This window comes from Hyphomonas sp. J20-32, from assembly GCF_055808555.1.
This window is the reverse complement of record NZ_CM147873.1, coordinates 1,374,622-1,401,072: the sequence shown is the minus strand read 5'-3', so window position 1 is coordinate 1,401,072 and position 26,451 is coordinate 1,374,622. Positions and strand designations below refer to the sequence as shown.

28 protein-coding genes are annotated in these 26,451 nt (G+C 62.5%); 8 read left to right on the top strand and 20 right to left on the bottom strand.

What is annotated here, in order from left to right; translation table 11 throughout:
• Nucleotides 1-15 precede the first annotated feature (15 nt).
• The 8 genes from AC0L7I_RS07025 to AC0L7I_RS06990 all read right to left on the bottom strand — a co-directional run bounded on the left by AC0L7I_RS07025 (nucleotide 16) and on the right by AC0L7I_RS06990 (nucleotide 10,489).
• Nucleotides 16-1,431 carry a sodium-dependent transporter gene (locus AC0L7I_RS07025; RefSeq protein ID WP_473398836.1) on the bottom strand — a complete coding sequence of 472 codons (1,416 nt, stop codon included), beginning with the start codon at nucleotides 1,429-1,431 and terminating at the stop codon, nucleotides 16-18.
• A gap of 84 nt (nucleotides 1,432-1,515) precedes the next feature.
• On the bottom strand, nucleotides 1,516-2,721 hold the full coding sequence (gene rodA, locus AC0L7I_RS07020) for a rod shape-determining protein RodA (protein WP_473398835.1): 1,206 nt from the start codon (nucleotides 2,719-2,721) through the stop codon (nucleotides 1,516-1,518).
• On the bottom strand, nucleotides 2,718-4,649 hold the full coding sequence (mrdA, locus tag AC0L7I_RS07015) for a penicillin-binding protein 2 (RefSeq protein WP_473398834.1): 1,932 nt from the start codon (nucleotides 4,647-4,649) through the stop codon (nucleotides 2,718-2,720). The genes rodA and mrdA overlap by 4 nt, the downstream gene beginning before the upstream one ends.
• Complete coding sequence (locus tag AC0L7I_RS07010) at nucleotides 4,646-5,197, bottom strand: hypothetical protein (RefSeq protein ID WP_473398833.1); 552 nt, start codon at nucleotides 5,195-5,197, stop codon at nucleotides 4,646-4,648. The genes mrdA and AC0L7I_RS07010 overlap by 4 nt, the downstream gene beginning before the upstream one ends.
• On the bottom strand, nucleotides 5,197-6,084 hold the full coding sequence (gene mreC, locus AC0L7I_RS07005) for a rod shape-determining protein MreC (protein ID WP_473398832.1): 888 nt from the start codon (nucleotides 6,082-6,084) through the stop codon (nucleotides 5,197-5,199). Before mreC ends, AC0L7I_RS07010 begins: the two co-directional genes overlap by 1 nt.
• Before the next feature lie 37 nt (nucleotides 6,085-6,121).
• Complete coding sequence (locus AC0L7I_RS07000; protein WP_473398831.1) at nucleotides 6,122-7,162, bottom strand: rod shape-determining protein; 1,041 nt, start codon at nucleotides 7,160-7,162, stop codon at nucleotides 6,122-6,124.
• A gap of 504 nt (nucleotides 7,163-7,666) precedes the next feature.
• The gene (locus tag AC0L7I_RS06995; RefSeq protein WP_473398830.1) at nucleotides 7,667-8,092 is read right to left on the bottom strand and encodes a PH domain-containing protein; all 426 of its coding nucleotides are present in this window, start codon (nucleotides 8,090-8,092) and stop codon (nucleotides 7,667-7,669) included.
• Between the two features lie 57 nt (nucleotides 8,093-8,149).
• Complete coding sequence (locus tag AC0L7I_RS06990; RefSeq protein WP_473398829.1) at nucleotides 8,150-10,489, bottom strand: ATP-dependent helicase; 2,340 nt, start codon at nucleotides 10,487-10,489, stop codon at nucleotides 8,150-8,152.
• 67 nt (nucleotides 10,490-10,556) lie between these two features.
• Between AC0L7I_RS06990 and AC0L7I_RS06985 the strand changes: the two genes are divergently transcribed.
• Complete coding sequence (locus AC0L7I_RS06985; protein ID WP_473398828.1) at nucleotides 10,557-10,880, top strand: hypothetical protein; 324 nt, start codon at nucleotides 10,557-10,559, stop codon at nucleotides 10,878-10,880.
• Between the two features lie 83 nt (nucleotides 10,881-10,963).
• The gene (locus AC0L7I_RS06980; RefSeq protein WP_473398827.1) at nucleotides 10,964-11,515 is read left to right on the top strand and encodes a DUF5655 domain-containing protein; all 552 of its coding nucleotides are present in this window, start codon (nucleotides 10,964-10,966) and stop codon (nucleotides 11,513-11,515) included.
• 257 nt (nucleotides 11,516-11,772) lie between these two features.
• Here AC0L7I_RS06980 and AC0L7I_RS06975 read toward each other — a convergent pair whose 3' ends face one another.
• Nucleotides 11,773-12,879, bottom strand: coding sequence for an NADH:flavin oxidoreductase (locus AC0L7I_RS06975; protein ID WP_473398826.1), 1,107 nt, complete (start codon nucleotides 12,877-12,879; stop codon nucleotides 11,773-11,775).
• A gap of 157 nt (nucleotides 12,880-13,036) precedes the next feature.
• Between AC0L7I_RS06975 and AC0L7I_RS06970 the strand changes: the two genes are divergently transcribed.
• Nucleotides 13,037-14,047 carry a hypothetical protein gene (locus tag AC0L7I_RS06970; protein WP_473398825.1) on the top strand — a complete coding sequence of 337 codons (1,011 nt, stop codon included), beginning with the start codon at nucleotides 13,037-13,039 and terminating at the stop codon, nucleotides 14,045-14,047.
• Nucleotides 14,048-14,050: 3 nt separating this feature from the next.
• Here AC0L7I_RS06970 and AC0L7I_RS06965 read toward each other — a convergent pair whose 3' ends face one another.
• From AC0L7I_RS06965 to fumC, 8 genes are all read right to left on the bottom strand, one after another.
• Nucleotides 14,051-14,173 carry a hypothetical protein gene (locus AC0L7I_RS06965; protein ID WP_340693261.1) on the bottom strand — a complete coding sequence of 41 codons (123 nt, stop codon included), beginning with the start codon at nucleotides 14,171-14,173 and terminating at the stop codon, nucleotides 14,051-14,053.
• Between the two features lie 73 nt (nucleotides 14,174-14,246).
• The gene (locus AC0L7I_RS06960; RefSeq protein ID WP_473398824.1) at nucleotides 14,247-14,441 is read right to left on the bottom strand and encodes a DUF4169 family protein; all 195 of its coding nucleotides are present in this window, start codon (nucleotides 14,439-14,441) and stop codon (nucleotides 14,247-14,249) included.
• 14 nt (nucleotides 14,442-14,455) lie between these two features.
• Entirely contained in the window at nucleotides 14,456-15,046 is a 591-nt protein-coding gene (locus tag AC0L7I_RS06955; protein WP_473398823.1) for a GNAT family N-acetyltransferase, read from the bottom strand.
• Nucleotides 15,043-15,339, bottom strand: a complete 297-nt coding sequence (locus AC0L7I_RS06950; RefSeq protein ID WP_473398822.1) for an aspartate decarboxylase — start codon at nucleotides 15,337-15,339, stop codon at nucleotides 15,043-15,045. The genes AC0L7I_RS06955 and AC0L7I_RS06950 overlap by 4 nt, the downstream gene beginning before the upstream one ends.
• A gap of 98 nt (nucleotides 15,340-15,437) precedes the next feature.
• Nucleotides 15,438-16,601 (bottom strand): hypothetical protein, encoded by a 1,164-nt coding sequence (locus AC0L7I_RS06945; protein ID WP_473398821.1) that lies wholly within the window; start codon nucleotides 16,599-16,601, stop codon nucleotides 15,438-15,440.
• Nucleotides 16,602-16,687: 86 nt separating this feature from the next.
• Nucleotides 16,688-17,491 (bottom strand): SDR family oxidoreductase, encoded by an 804-nt coding sequence (locus tag AC0L7I_RS06940; RefSeq protein WP_473399121.1) that lies wholly within the window; start codon nucleotides 17,489-17,491, stop codon nucleotides 16,688-16,690.
• A gap of 74 nt (nucleotides 17,492-17,565) precedes the next feature.
• Nucleotides 17,566-18,297 carry a class I SAM-dependent methyltransferase gene (locus AC0L7I_RS06935; protein ID WP_473398820.1) on the bottom strand — a complete coding sequence of 244 codons (732 nt, stop codon included), beginning with the start codon at nucleotides 18,295-18,297 and terminating at the stop codon, nucleotides 17,566-17,568.
• Between the two features lie 19 nt (nucleotides 18,298-18,316).
• Nucleotides 18,317-19,711: a class II fumarate hydratase gene (gene fumC, locus AC0L7I_RS06930; protein WP_473398819.1), complete on the bottom strand. Its 1,395-nt coding sequence runs from the start codon at nucleotides 19,709-19,711 to the stop codon at nucleotides 18,317-18,319.
• A gap of 50 nt (nucleotides 19,712-19,761) precedes the next feature.
• Here fumC and AC0L7I_RS06925 point away from each other — a divergent pair, with 50 nt between their 5' ends.
• The 3 genes from AC0L7I_RS06925 to AC0L7I_RS06915 are packed head-to-tail and all read left to right on the top strand — an operon-like array spanning nucleotide 19,762 to nucleotide 21,012.
• Nucleotides 19,762-20,301, top strand: coding sequence for a hypothetical protein (locus tag AC0L7I_RS06925; protein ID WP_473398818.1), 540 nt, complete (start codon nucleotides 19,762-19,764; stop codon nucleotides 20,299-20,301).
• A 52-nt stretch (nucleotides 20,302-20,353) separates the two neighbouring features.
• Complete coding sequence (locus AC0L7I_RS06920; protein ID WP_473398817.1) at nucleotides 20,354-20,656, top strand: ribosomal protein L7/L12; 303 nt, start codon at nucleotides 20,354-20,356, stop codon at nucleotides 20,654-20,656.
• Nucleotides 20,653-21,012: a RusA family crossover junction endodeoxyribonuclease gene (locus AC0L7I_RS06915; protein ID WP_473398816.1), complete on the top strand. Its 360-nt coding sequence runs from the start codon at nucleotides 20,653-20,655 to the stop codon at nucleotides 21,010-21,012. Before AC0L7I_RS06920 ends, AC0L7I_RS06915 begins: the two co-directional genes overlap by 4 nt.
• 14 nt (nucleotides 21,013-21,026) lie before the next feature.
• Here the strand turns inward: AC0L7I_RS06915 and AC0L7I_RS06910 are convergent, their stop codons facing one another.
• From AC0L7I_RS06910 to AC0L7I_RS06900, 3 genes are all read right to left on the bottom strand, one after another.
• Nucleotides 21,027-22,259, bottom strand: a complete 1,233-nt coding sequence (locus tag AC0L7I_RS06910; protein WP_473398815.1) for a cytochrome P450 — start codon at nucleotides 22,257-22,259, stop codon at nucleotides 21,027-21,029.
• Between the two features lie 72 nt (nucleotides 22,260-22,331).
• Complete coding sequence (locus tag AC0L7I_RS06905) at nucleotides 22,332-22,787, bottom strand: PaaI family thioesterase (RefSeq protein ID WP_473398814.1); 456 nt, start codon at nucleotides 22,785-22,787, stop codon at nucleotides 22,332-22,334.
• A 12-nt stretch (nucleotides 22,788-22,799) separates the two neighbouring features.
• Nucleotides 22,800-23,267: an SspB family protein gene (locus AC0L7I_RS06900; RefSeq protein WP_473398813.1), complete on the bottom strand. Its 468-nt coding sequence runs from the start codon at nucleotides 23,265-23,267 to the stop codon at nucleotides 22,800-22,802.
• Between the two features lie 260 nt (nucleotides 23,268-23,527).
• On the opposite strand from AC0L7I_RS06900, the gene AC0L7I_RS06895 reads away from it, so the two are divergent.
• Nucleotides 23,528-24,766 carry a pyridoxal phosphate-dependent decarboxylase family protein gene (locus tag AC0L7I_RS06895; protein ID WP_473398812.1) on the top strand — a complete coding sequence of 413 codons (1,239 nt, stop codon included), beginning with the start codon at nucleotides 23,528-23,530 and terminating at the stop codon, nucleotides 24,764-24,766.
• A gap of 81 nt (nucleotides 24,767-24,847) precedes the next feature.
• Nucleotides 24,848-26,431 (top strand): amino acid permease, encoded by a 1,584-nt coding sequence (locus AC0L7I_RS06890; RefSeq protein WP_473398811.1) that lies wholly within the window; start codon nucleotides 24,848-24,850, stop codon nucleotides 26,429-26,431.
• Nucleotides 26,432-26,451 lie beyond the last annotated feature (20 nt).

Here is a 26,451-nt window from a genome sequence, read left to right as displayed (position 1 = left end):
GGGGCGTGGTTCGCCCTAGTCTGCAGGCATGACCGTGTTCGGACCAAGCAGCTTGGTCAGGACGCCGGGCAGCGGCACATTGTAGGTGTCCTGGATCTTGTCCATGAAGCCGAAGACCAGAATGATCGTGATGAAGGGCGGCACGAACCAGCGTACCAGGAAACGCCAGATATTCATGACCGTGCCTTCGCCCAGTTCCGAGGTCAGCATGTCGCGGCTGAGCACCCAGCCAGCGAACGTCACCGTCAGCAAGCCGCCGAGCGGCAGCAGGAGGCCCTCGGTCATGAAGTCCATGAAGTCGAGGTATTCGAGCGAGAAGACGTAAGCCGCGCCGATCATGAACATTGCGAAGCCGATGCCGAGCGCGGCACCGAAGCGCGTGACGCCCTGGCGCTCCTCGAGCCATGAGACGCTGACTTCCATCAGCGAAATCGCCGATGTGAACGCGGCGAAAAGCGCCAGCGCAAAGAAGACCGTGGCGAAGATTTCTCCGCCCGGGATGGCGCCGAACGCAACCGGCATGGAGACGAAGAACAGGCTGGGGCCGCCTGCCGGGTCAAGCCCGGCGGCAAACACGATCGGGAAGATGGCAAAGCCGGCAATCAGGGCCACCAGCGTGTCAGACCCGGCGACAATCAGCGAGGAACGCGGAATGTTCGTGTCTTTCGACAAGTAGGCCCCGTAGGTGACCATCAGGCCGACACCGACACCAATCGAGAAGAAGGCCTGGCCGATGGCGGCCAGGAACGTGCCGAAGCCGACATCTTCCCATTTGGGTTCAAGGATAAAGGCGGCGGCACGGGCCGTGTCGCCATTCGTTACGGCAAACCCGACAACAACGACCAGCATCAGGAAGAAAGCCGGCATCAGGATGGACGAAGCCCGCTCGATGCCGCCCTTGATGCCGCGTCCGACCACGAGCACGTTCGCGCCGATGAAACATGCCAGGAGAAAGAGGATGTACCATTTCGAGCGAAGCGGGTGTTCCCCCTGCCCGATCACGTCATTGAAGTTCTGGCCGGAGGCCGCGGCATCCATGCCCGCGAAACCGCCGAAGGACTGGATGAAGAAGGCCAGCAGCCACGCCGAAATCACGACATAGAATGTGCTGATGAAGAAGGCTGTCAGCGTGCCGATCCAGGTCGCGATGCCCCAGTTCTGGCTCTTGCTCTCCGCGCGGGCGAGCGACTGGATGCCTTCGATGGCCGACATGCCGGATTTACGGCCCATCGCATATTCCGCCATCAGGAGCGGCAACCCGATCATGAGGACACAGAGCAGGTAGATCAGGATGAAGGCGCCGCCGCCCTCTTCGCCTGCGGTGTAAGGAAACCGCCAGAAATTACCGAGCCCGACCGACGAGCCGACCGCCGCCATGATGAATCCGAAACGCGAACTCCACGTATCTGTCTTGCGACCGACGCCTGCCATATGTTGCCCTCTCCCCGGGGTAAATGTTTTCGCGCGACCCTAGCGTTCGCGGCATAAAAATCAATTCTGGGTTCTGCTAGCGGGTCAGATGAGCCCCGTCGAGGAGAGTTTTTCGTCCCGGTGCATGTGCGCCGACAGGATCAGGCCAAAGCAGGCCATGGTCGTGAGCATGGCTGTGCCGCCATACGAAATCAAAGGCAGGGGCATGCCGACAACCGGCAGGAGACCGATGACCATGCCGACATTGAAGACGATATAGAACGCAACTGTCGCCGCCGCACCGGCCGAGGCGAGGCGCCCGAACCAGCTTTGGGACTGGGAGGCCGAATGGATGGCCCAGCCGAGAATCACGGCGAAACCGAGCAGGAGTGTCGTTGTGCCGATGAACCCGAATTCCTCGCCGATCACTGTGAGAATGAAATCGGTATGTTGTTCGGGCACATAGTCCTGCTGGGACTGGATACCCTGGAGCCAGCCCTTGCCGTTGAACCCGCCCCCGCCGATCGCGATCAAGCCCTGTTCGATCTGGTAGCTCTCGCCCAGCGCATTGGTCGACTCGCCGGACAATTGGGCCAGGAACGTATCAACGCGCTCACGCTGGTAATCGGCCAGAATGAAATAGACGCCCGGCACGGCGGCGATGCCCGCAATCACACCGAACAGGATGACCCGCAGCGACAGGCCCGCGAGAAAAATTACTACGCCGCCCGATGCGACCAGCGCCAGCGTGGTGCCGAAATCCGGCTGCTTGAAGATCAGCGTTGCCGGTATCAGCATGATGACAAGCGCGCCGAGATGAATGAGGATTCGCCCGGATGTCGGCGTGATGACGCGATCATAATACCAGGCGAGCGCCATTGTCGTGGCCAGCTTGGCGAATTCGGACGGCTGGACCGCGACCGGGCCGATCTGCAGCCAGCGCTGGGCGCCGCCGCCCGTGACGCCCATCACTTCGACCAGGATGAGCAGGAGGATGGTGAAGGCATAGGCCGGGATAGCCAGCGTGCGCCATAGCGACAGGGGCAACAGGGCCAGGATCAGCATCAAGACAAAGCTCATGCCGAAACGTGTCAGTTGCAGGAACCAGAGATCGGCTTCGCCCGGGTTGGTATGCGCCGAGGAATAGAGCATCGCGACGCCAGTGAGCGCCATGGCGACGATCAGGAGGATGAAGCCCCAGGGCAGTTTCGCAAGCTTGCCGAGCGCGCCGACATTCTCGAACGAGAGCGACCGGGCGGTGCGCGTGCGGGCCTCTCCGCGGCTGAAGCCGGTATAACCGTCGCGGCTCATGTCGGCTCTCCCGTTCCGGTCGGGGTAATCGACGCTGTTTGGCCATAGACCGGCTTGCGCCGGCTATCATTCTTGAGGGCGAAATGGAGGATGTCGCGTGCCAAAGGCGCGGCGGTCGACGAGCCACCTTCGCCATGTTCGACAACGACGGCGATGGCGTATTTCGGGTCGTCAGCCGGCGCATAGGCGACAAAGAGCGCATGGTCGCGCAATTCGCGCTCGATGTTGACGCCCTTGCGGATACCCTTGTCGCGTTCGGCTTTCGTGATGCGGCGGACCTGGGCGGTGCCGGTCTTACCGGCGAGACGCGGGCCGCCGAGGCCAAGGTCGCCTGAGCGATAGGCCGTGCCGCCGCCTTCAGACGTGACGCCATACATGCCGGCCTTCATGCGCTGCATGATCTCGGCATCAAGCGGCGCGTCGAGCACGCCATCTTCTTCAGACCTCGGGCCGAGGCCGACCAGTTTCGGCTTGAAACTGCGCCCTTCGGTGGCGATGCGCGCCGTCATCAGGGCGAGTTGCAGTGGGGTGACGCCGAGTTGGCCCTGGCCAATGCCGAAGTTCAGCGTTTCGCCTTCATACCATTGCTCGCCGAGGGCTTTTTGTTTCCATTCACGATCCGGTACGAGGCCACCGCGCGCGCCGGTCATGCCCAGCGTCCACGCCTCACCGAAACCGAACTTGCGGGCCGTGGCCGCGATCTGGTCGACACCGGTGCGCCGGGCAATCTCATAGAAATACACGTCGCACGAGCCCTTGATGGCACCATGCATGTCGACCGAGCCGTGGCCGCCGGGTTTCCAGCAGTGCCAGGTGCGGTTGCCGAAATGATAGTAGCGGTTGCAATGCACACGGTCGGTCGGCTTGACGGCGCCGGATTCAAGCGCGGCCGTGGCCACAACCATCTTGAAGGTCGAGCCCGGCGGATACACGCCGCCATGAGCGCGGGGATAGAGGGGCGAGCGCGGATTGTCGCGCAGCTCGGCATAGGCAGAGCCCGAAATGCCGTTGACGAAATCATTGGGATCGAAGGCCGGTGTGGAGACCATGGCCAGCACGTCGCCGGTTTCGACATCAAGCACCACGGCCGCGCCACTCTCTTCGCCGAAGCGTTCGATGGCGGCCCGTTGCAGGTCGGAATCGATGGTGACGAAGAGGTCCTTGCCCGGCACAGGCGCGAACTTCTCGTCGGGAATTTCCTCGATCACCCGCCCATGGGCATTGGTGACGAGCTTGCGGAAACCCGGCTTGCCGCGCAGCCATTCCTCGGCAAAACGCTCCATGCCCTGGCGGCCGGTGCGCATGTCGGGATGGCGGAACAGTTTTTCGAGGCGATTGGCTTCGTCTTCCACCATGCCGGCCGACAGGCGCGTGAGATCGTCCTGGCTGGCGCGGGCGACATAGCCCAGGACGTGGGCGAGGTCGCGACCGCGCGGATACGACCGGGTCAGGGCCATCTCGACCTGGATGCCGGGGATTTCCGCCGCATGGACGTTCATGCGGGCGAAGTCTTCATAGGTCAGTTCATTGGCCACGATGACCGGCACGAACCCGGCATTGCGTCGCCGACTGGCCGTGATTTCGCGCGAGATTTTCTCGATCCGCTCGTCCGGAAGGTCGATCAGCGCGGCAATCCTGGCAAGCGTGCCGGCTGGATCCTGCGTCTGTTCCGGCACGATCGACACGCGACCGGCCCGGCGATGGGAGGCCAGCGGCTTGCCGAAACGATCGAGGATGCGCCCGCGCTGGGGCGGCGCCAGGGCGAGCTTGATATGGTTGTCTTCGGCGGCCGCCTGGTATTTCTCGCGCTCCAGAACCTGGAGCTGGAAGAGACGCGCCACGAGACCGGCCCAGACGACACCGCCCGCACCGGCCGCGAGAACCACTCGGCGGCTGAAATCATCCTCGATGCTGCGCTTGGATTTCATGTCGCCTGCCCTACCGGCTGGCCGGGCGCGCGGCCGAGGTCGAACATCTTGTGCGCAATCGCGTAGATGATCCCCGTCGTCAGGAACCCCGCCACCAGCGGCGTGGCGCGCACGGCATGGTCCTCAAGGGCACTGGCCATCAGCCAGAGAACGAGGAACCCCGTGAAGAATTGCAGGACTGGCGCGATCACGGCGACGAGTGGCTCGTGCATGACATCGAACATGGAAGCGATCCAGGCGCTGAACCCGTAGACGACGAGATTGACGATCACGAAACAGCCGAGCGGCGCATTGAAGCTGATATCCTGGATCAGGCCGAAGATGATGAGAAACACCATGGGCCGCAGTGACAGGCCGACACGGCCCCAGCCGACGGCGCCCCAGAGCGCGGCATAGGGCCAGGCAATCGACAGGCCGAAAAGGGTTTTCGGCGTCAGGCCCAGCAGGCCGATCGCGGCAATGGCGAAGGCACCGAACAGGAGGCGGGGCGTGGGGCCGGTTTGCGACCAAAGGCTCTTGCTGGGGCGACCGGACTTGCGGCTGGCCATTATTGGCGCACCCCCTGGGCAGCACTGGCCTGGGCCGGACCATCTGGTGCGTCCGGTTCGGGAATATCTTCAATCGGCGCCGGCGTTTCGATCAGCGGCGGCGGCACCATCTGGACATAACCGCCCGACCGTTTGGTCATGCCGAACTTGACGCGCCAGTCGCCGCTGAGAAGACGCGCTTCACCAACCACGAGGCCGCGCGGGAAGGCCCCGCCTTCGGCAGATGTGAGAATGCGTTCGCCTTCGATGAAACCGCTGCGCTCGGGCAGGTCGGTCAGGCTGCCGAGACCATCGCGGCCACCGTAGAGGATCGCACGGACGCCGCTGACTTCGCCCATGATCGGGACGCGGCTGTTGAAGTCGGTAATCAGGAGGATGCGCGAGGAATATTCGCCGAGCTGGATGACGCGACCGACAAGGCCGCCTTCATTGAGCGCAATGGCGCCCGGATCGACGCCCTGTGCCCGGCCGGCATTGGCCAGCAGGGTCTGCGCGAAGGGGCCGTCGCTTTCGGCGGTCACGCGCGCGGTGACACCGCGCACCGGGGGTTCGCCCATCAGGTTGAGAATGTTTTCGTAGGCCTCAAGGCGTTCGGCCATGGAGATGGCAGCGGCCTTGTAGCGCGACAGTTCCCGTACTTCGGCCTCAAGGTCGCGGATGCGGCGTTCGCGTGCGGCCTGGCCGGAGATTCGGGCCCAGAGGCTGATACTGTCACTGCCGCCGAGCTGGTCGCCGGCGGCGGTGCGCACGGGGTCGAACGCGTGACGGATCTGCGGGGCTGACTGGGCGACAACGAGGGCGGCGGCGCCAAAAATGAAGACAAAGAGAATCAGACGCTTGGCTGAGCGTTTGCCGGGTTTCTGACCTGAGCGGCTTAGGCGCGCCATTCGCCCTGTTTCCTTGCCGTTTTTTCGGCCTGTTCCCTTAGACTTCCGGAGACAGGACCGTTTTCATTTTCGAGTAGTTTTCTAGCACATATCCACAACCGTTAACGACGCATTTCAGCGGATCGTCTGCGATCATCACGGGCAATTGTGCCTGCTCTCGTATGACCGTGTCGAGGTTGCGTAGCAGTGCGCCGCCGCCGGTCAGCACAATGCCGCGATCGACGATATCGGCGGCCAGTTCCGGCGGCATGGCCTCCAGCGCGATCTTCACGGCGTCGACGATGTCGGTGACCGGTTCACGCAGGGCTTCGGCAATCATCGCCTCGGTGATCTCGGTTTCCTTGGGTACGCCGTCCAGCGTGCCGCGGCCCCGAACGGTGAGGGCCATGCCCTCGCCGTTTTCCGGCGCCATCGCGGTGCCGATCTCTTTCTTGATGCGCTCGGCCGACATTTCGCCGATCAGGATCTTCTGCTCGCGGCGCAGATAGTTGACGATCGCCTGGTCCATCTTGTCGCCGCCGACGCGCACGGAACGCGAATAGACGATGCCGCCAAGCGACAGGACGGCCACTTCCGACGTGCCGCCACCAATATCGACGACCATCGAGCCGGCTGGCTCGTCAATCGGCAGGCCGGCCCCGATGGCCGCAGCCATGGGCTCTTCGATCAGTTCAACCTGGCGGGCGCCAGCGGCAAGGGCCGACTGGTGGATGGCGCGGCGCTCGACGCTGGTCGCGGAGCTGGGCACGCAGATGATGATGAGCGGCGACACGAAGGCGCGGCGATTGTGCACTTTGCGGATGAAGTGCTTGATCATTTCCTCGGCGACTTCGAAGTCGGCGATGACGCCATCGCGCATCGGGCGGATGGCTTCCATGTTCACCGGCGTCTTGCCGAGCATGTTCTTGGCCTGCTCGCCGACCGCGTAGACGATCTTGCGGCCGCCCTGGGTCATGTAGGCAACGACCGAGGGCTCGTCGAGCTTGACACCCTGGCCCTTCACATAAACCAGTGTGTTTGCCGTACCGAGGTCGATGGCCATGTCCGTGGACAACATGCCGAGGAGGCTACCAATCATGACGTCTACGCGCTCTTTCTGATGCGTAACGGACCTGCAGCCCGCTACAATTGTGCAATTCGATACACAGCCCCATACATCATGTGCCGTTAACACCCATTTAATGCAAGGCACGGCTGGCAGATAAACGGAACTCTGCGTACACCCATTGAAAATCAACGGTATTCATTGGAGTTTACCATCAGAACTGTAGTCTTTGCTGGCTCCAAACGGAACGCATCGTTCCGAAAAGGTAAACGAATTCCGGGCCCCTGTTAACGAATTCGGCTTTTTCGACTATCAAACGCCCCGTTCCGAATTCCGGCAAATATACAAAAAAGACGAAAAATCGCGGCCGCTGGCCCGATGAGCGCCAGATGAATGATCCGTTCGGCAAGGGTTCGGCAGGCGTGGTTCACAGAGGTGAGGCAGCACCGGCCTGGCCCAAACGGCGTACCTCCCACCCATCACGCGCCAACGGCTTGGTTACTCCCCCTGGCAAGCCCCAGCCGGTGCTGCTCTTCTTCAGGCGGGACTTGTGGACGGTGCAGGCTGTTTCGAGCTTTCCGCGTGAGCCCGGAACGTCGCCGGGTTGGCCATGACGGGAAACGCGATATGGGTTTCACCCCGGCCGTTGATCGACAGGTGCCCGAAACCGAAAATACGCCCGAGCACGCCTTGCCGGATCGAACTGCCCTCTATGGAATCGAGCGTGATTTCCTGCACGTGGGCCGAAAACAGGCCTTTTTTGAGCACGACACGCCGATCGGTTACGGCAAATTCCGTGGTGCGGAGACGTATTTGCTCTGAAATGAAAAATACGATCCCGAATATCACGACGCCGAGCAGGATCAGCGCGAGCCAGGCACGAAAGTGGGACAACCAGTGGAACTGGCCGCGATAACGGAGCGTTTCACCGTCATAGAGCCGCTTTTCAATATAGCCCGCCATGGTCCGCCCTCATGCGCCCCGGCCATCCAAGGCCGAACGCGGTAGCAGGTCAAGCAATCAGGCGGCGATGACGAATGTCGCGATGACCTTCTTGCGGCCGGTCTTGTCGAAATCCACGGTCAGCTTGTTGCCTTCGGAAAAGGCCACCTTGCCGTAGCCGAATTTGTCGTGGAAGACGCGGCTGCCGGTCTTGAACGTGTCCGGTCCCCCGGCCGTTGCCGTGAGGGGACCGGCATCCGATGGGGGCCGTGAGGGCGTGCGCGAGGCGTTCTCCTGCAGGCGCTTCCAGCCCGGGCTGTCATAGGACGAGCGCGCGCCAAGGTCTTCCATCGAGCCCGAAAACGCCTCTTCGCCGCCCGGCAGGCCGGAAAAGCCCGTCTCGCTCATCGCATCGACGTGCTCGTGGGGCAGTTCGTCAACGAAGCGGCTGGGCATGACGCTTTGCCAGCGGCCATATATCTGGCGGTTGGCGACGAAGGAGATATAGGCGCGGGCCCGGGCCCGTGTGATGCCGACATAGGCGAGGCGGCGTTCCTCCTCGAGGCCCTTGAGGCCGCTCTCATCGAGGCTGCGGCGCGACGGAAAGACTTCCTCCTCCCAGCCGGGAAGGAAGACCATCGGCCATTCGAGGCCCTTGGCGCCGTGCAGCGTGAGGATCTGGACCTGGTCCTCCCCTGTCCCGCCGCTGGACGCATCCATCACCAATTGCACGTGTTCGAGGAAGCCGGCGAGCGTATCGAACTCGCCCATGGCGCGAACGAGTTCCTTCAGGTTGTCGAGCCGGGTCTGGGCCTGCGGGCTGCGATCCTTCTGCAGCATGTCGGTATAGCCGGACTCTTCGAGGATCACCTCGGCCAGTTCGGTATGTGGCAGGCCATTCGCCAGCTTGTCGCGCCACATGTTGATATGGTCGATGAACTGGGTGAGCCCGCGCTTGGCGCCACCTTTGATCTCGTCTGTCTGCAGCACCATGGGCGTCAACGTGTACAGGCTGCGCCCGTCGGCGCGGGCATAGGCCTGCAGCTTGGCCAGCGTCGTGTTGCCGACGCCGCGCTTTGGCTCATTGACCACGCGCTCGAAGGCGAGGTCATCGTCGGGCGAACGGACGAGGCGGAGATAGGCCATGGCATCGCGGATTTCGGCGCGCTCGAAGAAGCGCGGGCCGCCGATCACGCGGTAAGGGATGCCCAGCATGATGAAGCGTTCCTCGAAAGCCCGCATCTGCCACGAGGCGCGCACCAGCACGGCACAATCATCATGCTTGCCGCCGCCCCGCACCCAGCTTTCGATATCGTCGGCAATGAGGCGGCTTTCCGCCTCGCCGTCCCACAGGCCGCGTACCTTGACCTTTTCGGCGTCGGCATCGTCAGACGGGCTGTCGTCGCCGACATAGAGCGTCTTTCCGAGACGACCCCGATTGTGGCTGATGACGCTGGAAGCGGCTGCGAGGATATGCCGGGTCGAGCGGTAGTTGCGCTCAAGCCGGATGACCTTGGCGCCTGCGAAATCCTTCTCGAAACGCAGGATATTGTCGACCTCTGCGCCGCGCCAGCCATAGATCGACTGGTCGTCATCGCCGACGCAGCAGATATTGTGGCTGCCCTGGGCCAGCATGCGCAGCCAGAGATACTGGGCGACGTTTGTATCCTGGTACTCGTCGACGAGGATGTATTTGAAGCGCGCGTGATAATCCTTCAGGACATCAGGGTTCTCGCGGAACAAGGTGATGTTGTGGACGAGCAGGTCGCCAAAATCGCAGGCGTTCAATACTTTCAGCCGGTTCTGGTAAATCTCGTAACAATTGATGCCCTTGCCGTCGGCGAACAGGTGGGCGTCTTCCGACGGCACGCGGTCTGGCGTGAGGGCCCGGTTCTTCCAGCCGTCTATGAGGCTGGCAAGGAAACGCGGCGTCCAGCGCTTGGGGTCGATATTCTCGGCCTGGATGATCTGCTTGCAGAGGCGGACCTGGTCGTCGGTATCGAGGATGGTGAAACTGGACTTCAGGCCAACCAGTTCGGCATGCTTGCGCAGGATCTGCGCGCTGATCGAGTGGAACGTGCCGAGCCAGCGCAGGCCCTCGCCATCCGGGCCGATCAGTTTCAGCGCGCGTTCGCGCATTTCACGGGCGGCCTTGTTGGTGAAGGTCACCGTCAAGGTCTGGCTGGGCCACGCCTTCTTGGTGGCGATGATGTGGGCGAGGCGCGTGGTGAGCACGCGCGTCTTGCCGGTGCCTGCACCCGCCAGCACGAGCAAAGGCCCGTCCGTGTGGAGCACGGCCTCGCGCTGTTCTGGGTTCAGGCCGGCAAGATAGGCGGCTTCGCCCGCTGCGGCTGGTGGACGCGCGGCAGCCATCTGGCTGATCGAGAGGCGATTCGGATTGGAACTCATGCAGAACATATAGCAGGGATTGGTGCGAAGGGCAGGTCTTGACTCAGGCCATCTGAGTTGCCCCGGCAGATTGCCGATGCCATACTCGCTCAGGTGGACAGGAAGGAGCCTGGAGGTGAGTACGTTCTTCTGGACAGCAAGCCTGTTCGCGGTGTTTTCGGTCGCAACAATAGGCCAGCTTCCGGGCCAAGAGGACGCGCAAACCCCGATAGAAAGACAGGTGGAGGCCGCAACGTCCGAAGCAAAACCGGACGCCAGGGACCAGGCGGATGCCTGGCTGAATGAGCGTGTCGAAACCTTGAGATCAAAGACGGACCGGACACAACAAGAGCAGGAATTGCTTGAAGAATTTGAAGGCAGGCTGCCTCAATCCAGCGGGACCAAGCTGTCGCCACTGTGACGGCCGCGCAACCGCGTGAGCCTGCGGTTTCCACGGCACGTTCCTGGGTGTTGGTCTGTCACGGCACCAAAGCGGAGAAACGCATGGCCAAGACCGTCGAAGAGATGATGGAAAGCATGAAAGCGGGCCTGCTGGCGAAGACCGGCAAGCGGCTGGAAGACTGGGTGAAGATCGTCAAGGCGAGCGGGATCGAGAAGCATGGCGAACAGGTGAAACTGCTCAAGACAGACCATGGCCTCGGGCACGGCCACGCCAATTTTGTCTGCCAGGCCGCGAAGGGCCGCATGGATGCCGACCCGGCCGACCTGCTGGAGGCACAATACAAGGGCAAGGAAACGCTGCGGCCGATCCATGACGCCATCGCCGCCTTTGCCGCGACGCTCGGCAAGGACGTCGAAGTATCGCCGAAGAAGACCAATGTCGCCCTTCGCCGGTCAAAGAATTTCGCCGTGATCGTTCCGGCGACCAAGTCGCGGATCGACCTGGGCATCAACCTCAAGGGCGAGCCGGGCAAAGGCCGCCTGCTGGAAGAAAAGCCCGGCACCATGTGTACGCACAAGGTGAGACTGGAGACGGTCGCGGATGTCGACGCCGAGGTGAAGGCCTGGCTGAAGGATGCCTACACGCGCGCTTGAAACCGCGAAAAAAATCACCCCGCCAAGGCGCCCGGAGAATTTCCGAAACGTCCGGCAGGGCGAGTTAAGGCGCGAGTGTGGCGCGCCTCAAAGGGAGGATCCGGCACAAGTTCCGGACGTACGGGCGCGGCCGAGCGGGACAGTCTACCGGGGAATAGCCTGCCCCAACTCAACGCAGCAATATGGCCACGTCCGCCCACCGTTTCGTGATGCGGACACTGGCATATTTCTCCCGCAGGTTCAAGATATTCCTCTCTCTAGTAGAGTGTTGCGAGCGACTTTGCGTCATAGTTCGTGAGCTCTGAAAGGCGCCCTTCGCGGACCTTTTTGGCCCAGTCCGGATCCTGCAGCAGGGCCCGGCCGACGGCTACGAGATCGAATTCGCCCTTGTCGAGACGCTCCTCGAGATCGTCGAGCTTGCGGACAGTCGCCCCTTCGCCGCGGAAAGCCTTCTCGAAATCGCCGGTAAGACCGACCGATCCGACCGTGATGACTGGCAGGCCGGTCAGCTTCTTCGCCCAGCCAGCGGCATTGAGGCCGTTCTCGCCGTCGACTTCCGGGAACTCGGCTTCCCAATAGCGGCGCTGCGAGGCGTGCAGGATGTCGACGCCCGCATCAACGAAGACCTTGAGGAACGCTTCGTATTCTGCCGGTGTGTGGGCAAGCTTCACAGTGTAATCCTGCTGTTTCCACTGCGAGAAGCGCAGGATGATCGGCATGTCCGGGCCGACCTGCTTGCGCGTTTCCCTAATGATGTCTGCGGCGAAGGTTGCACGCTCAGGCAGCGAGCCGCCGAAACGGTCGTCGCGCTTGTTCATCACGTCCCAGAAGAATTCGTCGATCAGGTAGCCGTGGGCACCATGAATCTCGATGGAATCAAAGCCGAGGCGGGCCGCTTCGCCGGCGGCATTGGCATAGGCCATGACCATGTCATCGACTTCGGCGCTGGTTGGCGCCTCGAAGACCTGTTTGCCGGAATGGGTGACGCCCGACGGGCTGTCGGTCGGCGCGTCCGGTTCGGGCCCGGTGCCGGGCTTGCGCATCATGCCCTGGTGCCAGAGCTGCGGTGCGACCAGGCCATTTTCGGCATGAACCTTCTCGACAACCCGTTTCCAGCCTGCGAGCGAATCGGGACGATAGAAGTTCGGCACGTTCGGGTCATTCGAGGCCCCGCCCCGCTTGACGGTCGTGCCTTCGGTGACGATCAGGCCGACATCGGCGGCAGCCCGGCGCGCATAATAGTCGGCGACATCCTCGCCCGGGACACCGCCCGGCGACTTGCTGCGGGTCATCGGCGCCATCACGATACGGTTGGGCAGATTGAGAGACTTGATCTTGAGTGGCTTGAATAGCGGGCTGGTCATGCGGGCGGGCTCCATTGAAATCAGGCACTCAAGTGGCGTCGGCGCACGCCCGCGTCAACCATTGACGCTAGGATGCGTTCAGGGCACCGGTTCATGACGGGTTCAGTCGGATCCGCCAGTGTGCTGGCAGGACAGGATCAGATACGGGGATGTTTCCATGCGCTTTTTCCTTTTGATTGCCTCTGCCGCGCTGCTCGCCGCCTGCCAGGCGCCGGGCTATGACTATGAGGCGCGCATCGCACCAAACTACCCGCAGGCAGCCGAATTCCGCGCCCCGGACGTCGGGCGTTTTCGCGGCCCCGGCAGCGATGTGGCCGAAGGCGAGCTGGAAGCGATGATCGCCGAGATCCGTCTCGACGGCATGCCCTGGTTCATGGCGGCACATGGACAGCCCGACAGCCTTTATGAGGGCCGTGTGGATATCGATGCCTGGGATGGCGAAGTCCGTTACGAGCGCGAGCGCCGCTGCGTCGAATATGACGGCCTGTTCGACTGCGAACGCCGCGCCATGGTGGAAACGGAATGCACGACCGAGTCTGTGGCTGTCTCGGTGACCACGACGCTGGTCGACCTGGCGAACAATCGCGATGTGTTCACGGCCACCCAGCCGGGCGGGTCAGCGCGGGAATCCTGTATCGACATTGCCGAATATCCCGATGACGGCCGCCACTCAGAAGGCGTCTACCGCGACCCGCGCCAGTCGAACTACAATCCCTACAATGCCCCGATCGGCATGGTGCATGACGCCGTCGTCGAAGCGGTGCGGCGCTTCCGCTATGACATCGCGCCCTATAACAAGACCGTGCGCGCCGAGATCATGACCGAAGGCCTGATCCCCGAGGAGCAGAACGACACGCGCTTCACGCTGGCGGTCGAGGCCACCAAGGGCGGCAATTTCATGGGCGCATGTGCGCAATGGGACGAGCTGGGGCGCGCCTATCCGCGGGCGCCGGCGGTGCTGCACAATCTGGGCGCCTGCGCCGAGGCGCGGGGCGACATGGAAACGGCGCAGCTGCGTTATGCCCGCGCGGCCGACCTGGCGCGGGGCATTCCCCTGCTGAAAGACAAGAAGGTCCGGCCGATATTCGACGCGCTGGAGCGCGTGTCGGGCCGCCGGGTTGATGAGCAATTGCTGGATGGGCCGAAGACGGCCCCGGCAGGCTCCTGACGCCTAGCCGCCGAACAGGGTGGCCAGCGTGACACCGGTTTCGCTGGCTTCCGCCGCGATGCCCCAGGCGATGCCGCCCGAGAAGGCGATGGTGCAAACGACGAACTTGATCAGGACGTTTTTCATCTGACGGTTTCTCCCGGTTTGGAACACTCTTGCAGGACAGAGTGCAAGCCGGGGGCCGCGCAGAAAGGTGTGGTTAACCCTGTTTCTCCGGGTCGCTGTCGAGACGGTGCCCGTCAGTGAGTTTGGTCAATTTCTCGGCCCGCTTTTCGTCCAGCGTCCGCTCCGCCTTGGTGCGACCGAACCTGGCGCGGTTCTCGCTGGCCGACTGCGCCTTGGCGGTGCGGGCCCGGGCCTTGCGGGCCTTGTTGAGATTGATCGGGGTCGTCATGGCGCCGACACTACTCAGCCAAACGCGGCCAGTCGAGCGTCGAGGCGCGCTTTCACCTCCGGCCATTCACGGTCGAGGATCGAGAAGACGACGGTGGAACGAATGACGCCATTTGGCAGGATGCGATTGTCGCGCAGGACGCCGTCCTGAACCGCGCCAAGCTTGCGGACGGCGGCCTGCGAGCGTTGGTTGCGCTGGTCGATATTGAACTGGACTCGGATGGCGCCCTGATCGAAGGCGTGGCCAAGCAACAGGCGCTTGGCGGCCGGATTGACCGTACCTCCCTGAAAGTCCGGATCATAGATCGTCATGCCGATCTCGACGTTTTTCGACGCGGCATCCGGACTGAGATAGGCGGTCATGCCAACAAAATCCCCGCCGGGCGTCAACACCGCGAACGGCAAAAGCGTTCCCGCATCGGTCCGCTGCCGGATATTTTCAATCCAGTACGCAATCCAGTCGTGCGGCGGGAAATAATAGGGCCACGTCGCCAGCGCTTCGCCCGACCGTTCGGCCATTGCACGCAGCGGCCCGGCATGCGTGCCCATATCGAAGGGCACGAGCCGGACATGGCCATCCGCCAGCGTGACGGGCGCGAGCTTCATTCCTTGTGGCTGTCGCGCCATTGTTCCATCGCCAGCGAGATGGCGAAGGTTTCGCGGTATTTCGGGCTGGAGGCCGGGCGTGGCGCGCGGGCCGACGTCATGGCCATGATCTCGGCCAGCTTGTTGTGCGCGGCGCCCGACTGGCCGGCACCGATATAGGCGTGCAGTTCGACAAGGGCGCTGGAGAGCGGATCATGCGCGCGGATGACGAAATAGGGCTCATCTTCAGCGAGCTTGCCGATGACATCGAATTCGGACGGGTTGGCCTTGGAGCCGACGGGAGGTTTGGCCATGGGGAATGCCTTTCTGGGCAGAAGTGATTCTCTATCGCGAGGATACGACGCGACATCACCGCTGTCAGGGCGTAGATTTCACTGGCTCCACTCTCGCCCTATACGCGCTTGAGGTCGCGCAGAATGACGCCGCGGTGATTGTGACTGACTAAGCCTTCGACGCTGTCACCGACTTCGAACTTTATGCCTTCCTCGATCGCCTGCCTGTCAGCCTGCGCAAATACGGACGTGTAGTTCTCCGAGCCATCCACGATTTCGACGAAGCACTTGCCCCGGCTCCACAGTTGGCGGACGAGGCCGCGACACGTTTTGCCCCGCAGGCAAACCAGATAGGCTGGCGGGTGCTTATGCGCCTTTGACCCCTTTTGGCTTGAGATGAAGAACACCTCGTCCCCTAGTTCAGGCAGCTCGGTATTGCAAACATTGGAATAGGAGAAATAGTATTCGGGCCCGGCCTGGCTCATGTTGCCGGACCCCGGAAGCACGATGCGCTCGGCAATGAATCCAAATCCGCCCGTTCCACCATTCTTCACTATACCCATCCGCCAGGGCCTTTCGCCCATCTCGTCGTTGATCGATTTTGACAGCACAAACCTCATATTAACCCGGCTTCGCAGGAACGGCCCGAACTGATCGCCGGACGGTCGGCCCGTCTCCTTCGCAACGACCCGGTCATTGCGGTCGACCAGCGCGGCAGGTTCGCTGTTTTCGATTTCCACCAGTTCGGTCTCGGTCGTTTCAAGCGACGCGCGCCGGCTCAACCCCTTCTTCTGGAGCGCATCGATCCGGTCGCGTCGCGTCCGGATCCACTGATCGTAATTGACGAACACATTCGACCAGACCCACTTGTTCAGGAGCACGGCCATGGCGATGGCACCTGTCGCGAATGCGACCCACGTGAAATAGTCGGGCAGCGGCGTGCCGAGCAGGCGATCATCGTTGAAAGAGTCAATCTCGCGCAAATAGGCCATCATTGCGGACACAAGCGTGAAAAATGAAAAGATCACGCTCTGCCTGTCCATCAAGGTGGCATGAAGATTTGGCGTGTTGAAAACACGCTCCTTGTCCTTGATCTGCCGCGTCAACTGGCCAATCTGCTTTACGCGATTGCGCTCCCGAAATCCCGCCAGGCCCCACCGTGACAAGAGTATTCCCGAAAAGATACCGACTATGATGGCAAGCGCATTCAGGATGAACCCACTGTTGTCCTGAACAAGACGCGCCGCCGTACCAGCGTACGATTCGATTTGCTCCAACGCCATGCCCCCCAAGGTCGCCTACCCTACCTTAGTGGGAATTTTTCCAATCTCTATCTTTTTTTGCCGGAAGGATGCTGACCCAAGTCTCTCTAGCTCGACGACACGATCCCGCCATCGCACGGCACGGTATGGCCCGTGATATAGGCCGATGCCTTTGACGACAGGAAGATGGCGAGGCCGGCGACATCGCTGGGCGCGCCGACGCGGCCCGACGGGTTGCGGCTGGCGACCGAGTCCCAGTCGACGCCTTCAGTCTCGCCCTTGAAGCCGACGCCGGTCGACAGCATCCAGGTCGGGAACGGGCCCGGGGCAATGCCATTGACGAGGATGTGCTCGCCGGCGAGATGCGCGCCCATGAATCGCGTCAGGTGGATCACGGCGGCCTTTGACGTGCCATAGGCAAAACCGCTCATCGGGGACGTGTGCATGCCGTCAATCGAGGCGATGTTGATGACCCGGGCGGGGTCGGATGCACTGGCAGACTTGCGCAGCAGCGGCATCAGTTTCTGGGTGAGGAAGAAGACGCCCTTGACGTTGACGTCCATCACCTTGTCCCAGCCGGATTCCGGGAAGTCTTCCAGCGTTGCGCCCCAGGCCACACCGGCATTGTTGACCAGAACGTCGATCTTGTCTTCACGCTTGGCGATCTCGTCGGCGAGGTGATTGATGCCGAGCATCGTGCCCACGTCAGACGGGATGGCATAGATTTCGCCGCCATACTGGTCCTTCAGCCGCTCGACTGTCTCCTCGCAGGCCTTGGCCTTGCGCGACGAGATGATGACCTTGGCGCCCTGGCTGAGAAAGCCCGCCGCGATCATCTCGCCGATGCCGCGTGACCCGCCGGTGATGACGACCGTCTTGCCTTCGACCGAAAACAAATTGCTGAAATCCATGCTCACTCTGTGTCTCCTCCTTGAACGCCCGCCGTTCTGGCGGACAGCTGGCAGCAACACAAGTGCATCCGGCGTCAGGAAGGCTTGCGGTAGACGGAAACATGCATCCCGCTCGTGGCGCTGAACGGTTCGCGATGCCAGCCGCCCCAGCGGTGTTCCCGTTCCAGTCCGGCCAGGTTTGCCATCAGGTCGATCTCCTGCGGCCAGGCATAGCGCATCTTCAATGGCACCAGCCTCGTGCCATTCGCCGTGATGCGAACGCGTTGATAGTCGATCACCTGCTCGGTGGGGTCGTGCGTCTTCGCTTCGAACCAGAGCGAGTTGAAGCCGACCTGCATGGTGCGGAGGCTCTGATTGTCATGGTAGTGGGAGAAGTCAGGGACGAATGTCTCGACAAGGAAAGCGCCGCCCGGCGCCAGCCTGTCCGCGACATTTCGAAAGCATCGCACCTGATCGGCCTGGCTGGTCAGGTTGAACAGCGTGTTGAAGACGAGAAAGACGAAATCGAACGGCCCCTCAATGCCGACATCGGCCATGTCGCCGATGACGACCGGAATGTCCGCCCCGCCCGGTTTTTCGCGCAGCTTCGCGACCATGGCCGGAGAGCCTTCGATCCCCGAAATGTCATGGCCGCGCTCAACCAGTGGCAAGGCGACACGGCCCGTGCCGATGGCAAGCTCGAGAATCCGGCCCTCGCCGGCGAGCCCGGCGATCAGGGCAACCGACTCTTCAGTCGTACCCGGATCATGCAGCGCATCATAATCGTCTGCGTTGAGCTCACCAAACGTGGCAGGACCAAATTCCATCAACCAAACCTCTTCAAGTTCACCCCGGCGAGATCATCTTCTCGGGTCGCACGATCGCGTCGAAATCTTCTGCCGGGATGCCGTCCTTGATGGCTTCTTCACGCAGGGTCGTGCCGTTCTTGTGAGCGGTCTTGGCGATCTTGGCGGCGCGGTCGTAACCGAACTTTTCCTTCAGCGGGGTGACCAGCATGAGCGAGTTCTCAAGGCCGCGCTTGATATTGTCGAGGCGCGGCTCGATGCCGACCACGCAATTATCGGTGAAGCTGATGGCGGCATCGGCCAGCAGCCGCGTCGACTGGAGGAAGTTGTAGGCCATCATCGGGTTGAACACGTTGAGCTCGAAATGGCCCTGGCTGCCAGCAAAGCCGATGGCGGCATTGTTGCCGTGGATATGGGCGCAGACCTGCGTGAGGGCCTCGCACTGGGTCGGGTTGACCTTGCCGGGCATGATGGACGAGCCGGGCTCATTCTCCGGCAGGGCCAGCTCGCCAAGGCCCGAGCGCGGGCCAGAGCCGAGGAAGCGAATGTCATTGGCAATCTTGAAGCAGCTCATCGCCACCGTATTGATCGCACCATGCGTGAACACCATCGCGTCATGAGCGGCGAGTGCCTCGAACTTGTTCGGGGCGGACGTGAAGGCGAGGCCGGTGATGGCGGCGATCTTCCCGGCCACCTTGTCGGCAAAGCCGACCGGTGAGGCGAGGCCGGTGCCAACGGCCGTGCCACCCTGCGCCAGCTGCATCAGCATGGGCAATGTGGACTCAATGCGCGCGATGCCGTTCTCGACCTGCTGGGCATAGCCGGAAAACTCCTGGCCGAGCGTGACGGGTGTCGCGTCCTGCGTATGCGTGCGACCGATCTTGATTATGTCGGCCCAGGCCTTCGCCTTGGTGTGAAGCGCGGTGTGGAGATGCTTCAGCGCAGGCAGCAGGCGGTGCGTCACTTCCTCGGCAGCGGCAATGTGCATCGCAGTCGGGAAGCAATCGTTCGACGACTGGCTCATGTTGACATGGTCGTTCGGGTGGACCGGCTTTTTCGCGCCCATTTCGCCGCCCAGCATTTCGATGGCGCGGTTCGAGATGACTTCATTGGCGTTCATGTTGGACTGCGTGCCCGAGCCCGTCTGCCAGACGACGAGGGGGAAATGGTCGTCCAGCTTGCCGGCGATCACTTCCTCTGCCGCCGCGACGATGGTCTTGCCGAGCTCCTTGTCGAGCTTGCCGAGGTCCATATTGGCCTCAGCGGCAGCCTTCTTGACGATGCCGAGCGCGCGGATGATCGGCTCAGGCTGTTTCTCCCAACCGATCTTGAAATTGCCGAGACTGCGTTCGGCCTGTGCGCCCCAATAGCGGTCGGACGCGACCTCAACAGGGCCCATCGTGTCGGATTCGGTGCGGGTGGGGGTCTTGGCCATTAAAAGGGGCTCCGTGAAATTCGCTGGATTGTTGCTGGGCGCGGTTTAGCATGCGGGCAGAACTGGGCAAGGTGGCCAGCGGAATGGACGAACGTCTCGAAATTCACCGGAAGCGGTACAGCGAGTCCATCATGCTGTTCCTGCTCGGCCTCGCCATGGTGGTTGGCATTGTCGTTCTGGTCCGGGTGCCGGCAGCCGCACTCGGCAGCGGGCTGGCGGGCGGGTTGCTCAAGACGCTGCTTGCCATGGCGCTGGCCGGCCTTGCCCTGCTGATCTACTGGCGCGTCCAGCAGGCGCTGTCGGCCGTGCCGGAAATGGTGATCGACGGGCGCGGCATCCTGATGCGTGTCGGCGGGCGCGAACAATTGCTGGCCTGGGACGATATTGTCGGCCTGCGCGTCGACACGGTGCGCGGCGGCCGCGCGCTGCATGTCAGCCCGGCGCCAGACCTTGTCCTCGGCCAGAGTGTCGGGCGCCTCGTCGGATGGATGGAGATCATCATCACCAAGGGCACGATCAGCGTCGACTTTCATGAGGTCGTCAATTTCGTGAAACGCGTCGCCCCGCCCCACCTTGCCGCGCAATTGTGACGGCCCCACCAAAATGGCTGGCAAAGCGGGCGGCGCCCGATAACATGGCGCCATGATCGAAAAACTGTCCGACCCGACCGTCCTGTTCGCTCTCGCGATTGCCTTTTCCCTGGGTTTCATGGTGCGCGGCCGGGGGCGCAACGCGCTTTCGCCGACACCGATGACACCGGAAGACATTGCCGGGGCCCTGGACCGCGTGACCGTATCGCGCTGGATGGAAATCGACGCCGAGATCGATGCGCGCCGGAAGATTGCCGCAATCAAGCTGCTGCGCACGGCGACCGGGCTTGGCCTGAAAGAGTCCAAGGAAGCCATCGAGGCCCGCATGGCCGAACGCGGGATGGGGCGGCGTTGAACGAAAATTGGGTCCAGTCCGGAAAGGTGCGTGCACGCATCACTGAGATGGGCGCGCTGGAAGTGCGCTGCCACGGTCTGACGACGCAGACGAAATATTACAAGGGCCTGCTGAAGGAATTTTTCCGCAAGGACTTCCCGCCGCTCAGGCCCGGCTATGGCGATTACAGCGTGCACATTGTCATGGAATATACCGGAGAGGCGCCGTGGATGGACCTCGACAACCTGGCCAAGGCCCTGCTCGACAGCCTGACCGGTAACGTGTTCGAGGATGACCACCAGGTCGCGCGCCTGCTGGTCGAGCGCCGCGTCGGCGAGCGCGAAGGCATCTGGCTGAGCGCCGAGGCGATAGAGTGATCAGCTGAAGTGACTCAGGCTTCCACCACCAGCTTCTCCAGACCACGGAAGAAAGGCAGCGCACGCCAGACCAGGTCCTGCGCCGGCAGGGACATGTCCGGATAGCGTTCGAACAGTTTCTGGTAGACGCGCCGCGCTTCGATGCGCGCCAGCGGTGCGCCGATGCAGATATGCGGGCCGCCGCCAAAGGCAACATGGCTGGGGCGCTTGACGGTAATGTCGAAGGCATCGGGCGCGTCGAATGTCGCCGCGTCGCGATTGGCCGAGGCGAGCGAGCAGAACACGGCCTGGCGCGCCTTCATCGGGCAGCCGGCAACGTCCTGGTCTTCAGCGAGAATGCGCGAGGTGGCCGACACCGGCGCCTCGTAGCGCAGCACTTCCTCGACCGCCTGCCCGCCAAGGGCCGGATTGGCCTTGAGCGCGGCAAGCTGGTCCGGATGGTTCAGGAACAGCCAGACGCCGTTGCCGATCAGGTCTGTCGTCGTCAGGTTGCCGCCGACGAGCAAGGCCTGCAGGTTCAGGCGCAACTCGTCATCGCTCATGTCGGCTTCACCGCTCGCCAGCAACTGGACCATGTCGGAGATCAGGTCGTCGCGCGGGTCTGCACGCCGGGCGGTCATCAGTTCGGTAAAGTAGGCGTCGAGCGCCTCGGCACCGCTCATCAGGCGCGCGGTTTCGTCGTCCGTTCGCATGGGATTGAGGCCGAGGATCACGTCTTCAGACCACTGCCGGAAATCAGCGAGCCGGCTCTCGTCCACGCCGAGGATGCGGGCAATCACGAGGACCGGGATCGGCACGGCAATCGCTTCCATCAGGTCGAAGGCGCCTTCAGCCGGGGCCGCTGCAATCGTGTCGTCGATGATCGCTTCGATGTCCGGCTTCATCTTGTTGATGCGGGCATAAAAGGCCTTGGCCAGCGGCTGGCGGATGCGGGCATGGTCCGGATCGTCGAGGAAGAGGATGCTTGTGCGCCGGCCGTCCGGATCGTCGTCATCGACCAGCCGCCGGGGCAGCGAGCCTTCTTCCGCCTTGACCGGCAGGCGCACATGGCTGCGATCGTTCACCAGGCCGCGCACATCGTCATAGCGCGTCAGCAACCAGGTCTTCGCCATTTCGTCGCGCATGACCGGGCAGGCCTCGCGAAGCGCCTTAAGCGGTGTATGGGGATCGTTGCGCGCTTCGGGTACGAAAGCCGAAATCTCGATGATGCCCTGGGGCACTTTCACCGGGCTGGTATCGTCTGCCATCTGATTCCTCCTGGAATTCTTGTTTTCCGGAGAATACCACAAGCTGGCGAACTTGGCGTTGGTGCCGTTGCGTCAGCCCAGCCGCTTGAACGGCATCGGGATGGCCGTGGCCGTCGCCTTGGCGACCAGTTCACCTTTCGGGCCGAAACATTCGGCTTCCATGAAAGCAGCCGACCTGCCGAGCTTCAGGATACGGGCCTCGACATGGGCCGGGCCCGGCATCAGGCGGCGCAGGAAGCTGGTCTTCATTTCCAGTGTCGGCGCGGTCATCGTGACGTTCGACGCGATGATGACGCAGGTGCTCATGGCTTCGTCGAGCATGGCGGAAATGAATCCGCCCTGCACGGCGCCCGTGGGATTGGCGAACATTTGCGGCACGTCGAAATCCATGCGGATGCGCATCGCATCCTGCTCGACTTCGGCCAGCGTCATCCCGAGCGTGTCGGAACAGGGCGGCCGTTTCTTCGAGCCCTGGAAGCGGGCCAGCATGTCAGCGTCGCTGATGCGGGGCTTGTCTGTCTCTGCCAAGATCCCGGCGGCCTATTTGCGCCGGAAGGCGTCGAGATTGACGACCGTGCCTTCTTCGGCGGGAGCAGTATCCTGCGCCGGGGCTTCGAAAGCGGCAGCGGGCGCGATGACGGCCTCGTCCTTGTTGGTGTTCTCGAAGGTCAGGCCGAAATTCACGGACGGATCGACGAAACGCGTGATGGCGGCATAGGGCACGAACAGGTGCTGCGGCACGCCGGAGAATTTCAGGATGATCTCGAAATGGCCCTCGTTGACTTCGAGGTCCCAGAACTGGTGCTGCACGACAATCGTCATGTCTTCCGGGAAGCGCTCGATCAGATAGTCGGCGACCTTCACGCCCGGCGCCTTGGTGCGGAACGTGATGTAGAAATGGTGGTCGCCCGGCAGTCCGCCATTCGCGAGCGCGCGCTTCAGCGATTCGCGAACGACGCCGCGCATGGCAGCCTGGGTGAGCGCGTCATATCCGATGTAGTCCGTCATGTTCGCCGTATCGCCCTCAATCGTGATTGTTGGTTATCTTTGCATACACTATGCGCGGTGCCATCTGCCCGCAACGGGCTTCGCACGGCAGGCGAGGAATATTTTACACCTCGCCTTGTCGCCTCATCGGAGAGGTGAGGGACGCGCGTTCTGCAATAGTGCAAGCAGCGCGGAGCCTGCGTCCCGGACGCTGGCCATGACACCGACCTGCGTATAGTCTCGCTGCAAAAACATGCCGTCACGAGGGAGGGACACGGGCGATGCAGATGCCGGATCAGGGACGCGACTGGAACGAGGTCAAAGCCGAGATGATTGCGCGCGGGGGCGGCGATGCAGCCTGGCGCGATGGCCGCACGGCCGTCTATGTCTTCAATGCCGGTGAAGACATCTCGCGCATCCAGCATGAAGCCTATGGACTCTACATGGCCGAGAACGGGCTCGGCCCCCTCGCCTTCCCGAGCCTGGCGCAGATGGAGAAGGAAGTCATCGCCATGGGCCTCGGCCTGTTGCACGGGCCGGAAGGCGCAACCGGGGCCATGACCTCGGGCGGCACCGATTCGATCACGATGGCGATCAAGACCGCGCGCGATCATGCCCGTGCCAAAGGCATGCCGCGCGAGGGCGCAAACATCGTGCTCGCCCAGTCGGCCCACCTCGCCTTCGACAAGGCGGCTCACCTGATGGATATCGAGATCCGCCGCGTGCCGTTGAAGACGGACGGCTCGTATGAAGCCGACCCGGACGCGATGGGCGCAGCCTGCGACGCTGCAACGATCATGATGGTCGGCTCGGCGCCGAGCTTTCCGCACGGCATCATCGACCCGATTGCCGCGCTCGGCGAAGTCGCTGAGAAGAAGAATGTCTGGCTGCATGTCGATGCCTGCGTCGGCGGCTATTTCGCGCCCTTCGCCCGCATGAACGGCGTGCCGGTGCCGCCTTTCGATTTCGAGGTGCCGCAGGTCCACTCGATGAGCGCCGACCTGCACAAGTATGGCTATTGCGCCAAGGGCGCCTCGACCGTGCTGTTCCGCTCCGAGGAACTCTACCAGTACATGCCCTTCGACATGGCCGGCTGGTCCGGCGCGCCGATGAAGACACCGACGCTTGCCGGTACGCGCCCCGGCGGGGCGATCTCTGCCGCATGGGCGGTGATGAACACGCTCGGCGTTGCGGGCTATCGCGAGAAACAGGGCCTGGTTTGCGCCACGCGCGAGCGGATCGAAGAGGGGGTCAAGCGCCTCGGCTTCGAGGTGCTCGGCAATCCGATGCTCGGCCTGATGGCCTTCCGTCACCCGGACCACCACGCCTTTGCGATCTATGGCGAAATCTACCGGCGTGGCTGGTTCACATCGGTCACCAAGGAGCCGCCCAGCCTGCACCTGATGCTGTCACCCAAGCATGCCGATGTTGCCGATGCCTATCTGGCAGACCTCGAAGCGAGCCTGTCCACCGTCGCCGGCGGCAAGGCCGGGCCGAAGGTGGAAGCCCGGTATAGCTGACGCCAGAAGAATCGTTCTTGTGCGACCGTAAATTGGCTCTATCCTCTGGTGATCGGCATTTCGCCGGAAAGATTTCCAGACATGATTTTTGACCGGGTGAAATCGCTCGACGCCATTCTGGCCACAGCTGAAAAAAAATCGCTTCATCGTTCGCTGGGTGCCTTCCAGCTGACCATGCTCGGCATCGGCGCGATTATCGGCACGGGTATTTTCGTGCTGACGGCTGCCGCCGCCCAGAAGGCCGGCCCAGGGATGATGTTTTCATTCGTGATTGCCGGGTTCGTCTGCGCCGTTGCAGCGCTCTGCTATTCCGAACTCGCCTCCATGGTGCCGGTATCAGGCTCGGCTTATACATATACCTATGCGGTTCTGGGCGAACTTCTGGCCTGGATGGTCGGGTGGGCCCTGATCCTTGAATATGCCGTTGCCGCCTCTGCCGTCTGTGTCGGCTGGTCGGGCTACGTGATGGGATTGATACACGATACGACCGGGATGGGATTACCCGATTTCCTGAGTAGCGGACCGGCATGGGGCCTGAGCGGTTTCGTGCCGACAGTGGATTTCAGCCATGGCGTGATCAACCTGCCCGCCATCATCGTCGCTGGCGCCGTCACCTGGCTGCTGGTCCTCGGCACGAGCGAAAGCGCCTCGGTCAATGCCGTTCTGGTGGCCATCAAGGTCGTGGCACTGACGGCATTCATTGCGCTCAGCCTGCCGCTGCTGAAGGGAGAGAATTTTTCGCCCCTCCTGCCGACGGGAATTCTGGGGCATGACGGATTGGGCGTGATTGGTGCAGCAGCATCGATCTTCTTCGCCTATGTCGGTTTTGACGCCGTATCGACCGCAGCCGAAGAGACCAAGAATCCCCAGCGCAATGTGCCGATCGGCCTGATCGGTTCATTGGCGATCTGTACGATATTCTACCTGCTCGTCGCAGCTGGCGTTGTCGGAACCGTCGGCGCGCAGCCGGTCCGCGATGCGGCCGGCATGGTCTTGTCGCCGGACGGCGTAGGATTCGCCAATCGCTGTGCCGAGTTGTCGGCGCAGGGCGCAGCGCCCATCGTCTGTTCCAAGGAAGCCCTCGCCGAGACGCTGCGGCTGATCAATTTCCCGCTGATCGGCAACCTTGTCGGCCTTGCCGCCTCGATCGCCCTGCCCTCCGTAATCCTGATGATGATCTACGGCCAGACGCGCATCTTTTTCGTCATGGCGCGCGACGGCCTGTTGCCGGAAAGCCTGGCAGACGTCCATCCCAAGTACCGCACGCCATGGAAGATGACGATCTTCACCGGCATCTGCGTTGCGATTGCGGGTGCGTTCTTCCCGGTTGGCCAGCTGGCCGACATTTCCAACTCGGGCACGCTGTTTGCCTTTTTCATGGTGGCGCTCGCCGTCATGATCCTGCGGCGGACCGACCCTGGCCGGCACCGGCCGTTCCGCACGCCACTGGTCTGGATCATTGCGCCCATTGCGGCGGCGGGGTGCCTGGGCCTCTACCTCAACCTGCCCCTGGTCGCGAAGATGGTCCTGCCTGTCTGGGGGACTGTCGGCCTCGCGATCTATTTCCTCTACAGCCGCAACCACAGCCATCTCGGACGCGGAGCGGTGGAAATTCACGAACTCGATCCGGACACGCCGCCACAACCGGTGCCGCCGATCGACTGACAATCGGCGGCTCCCTGCGG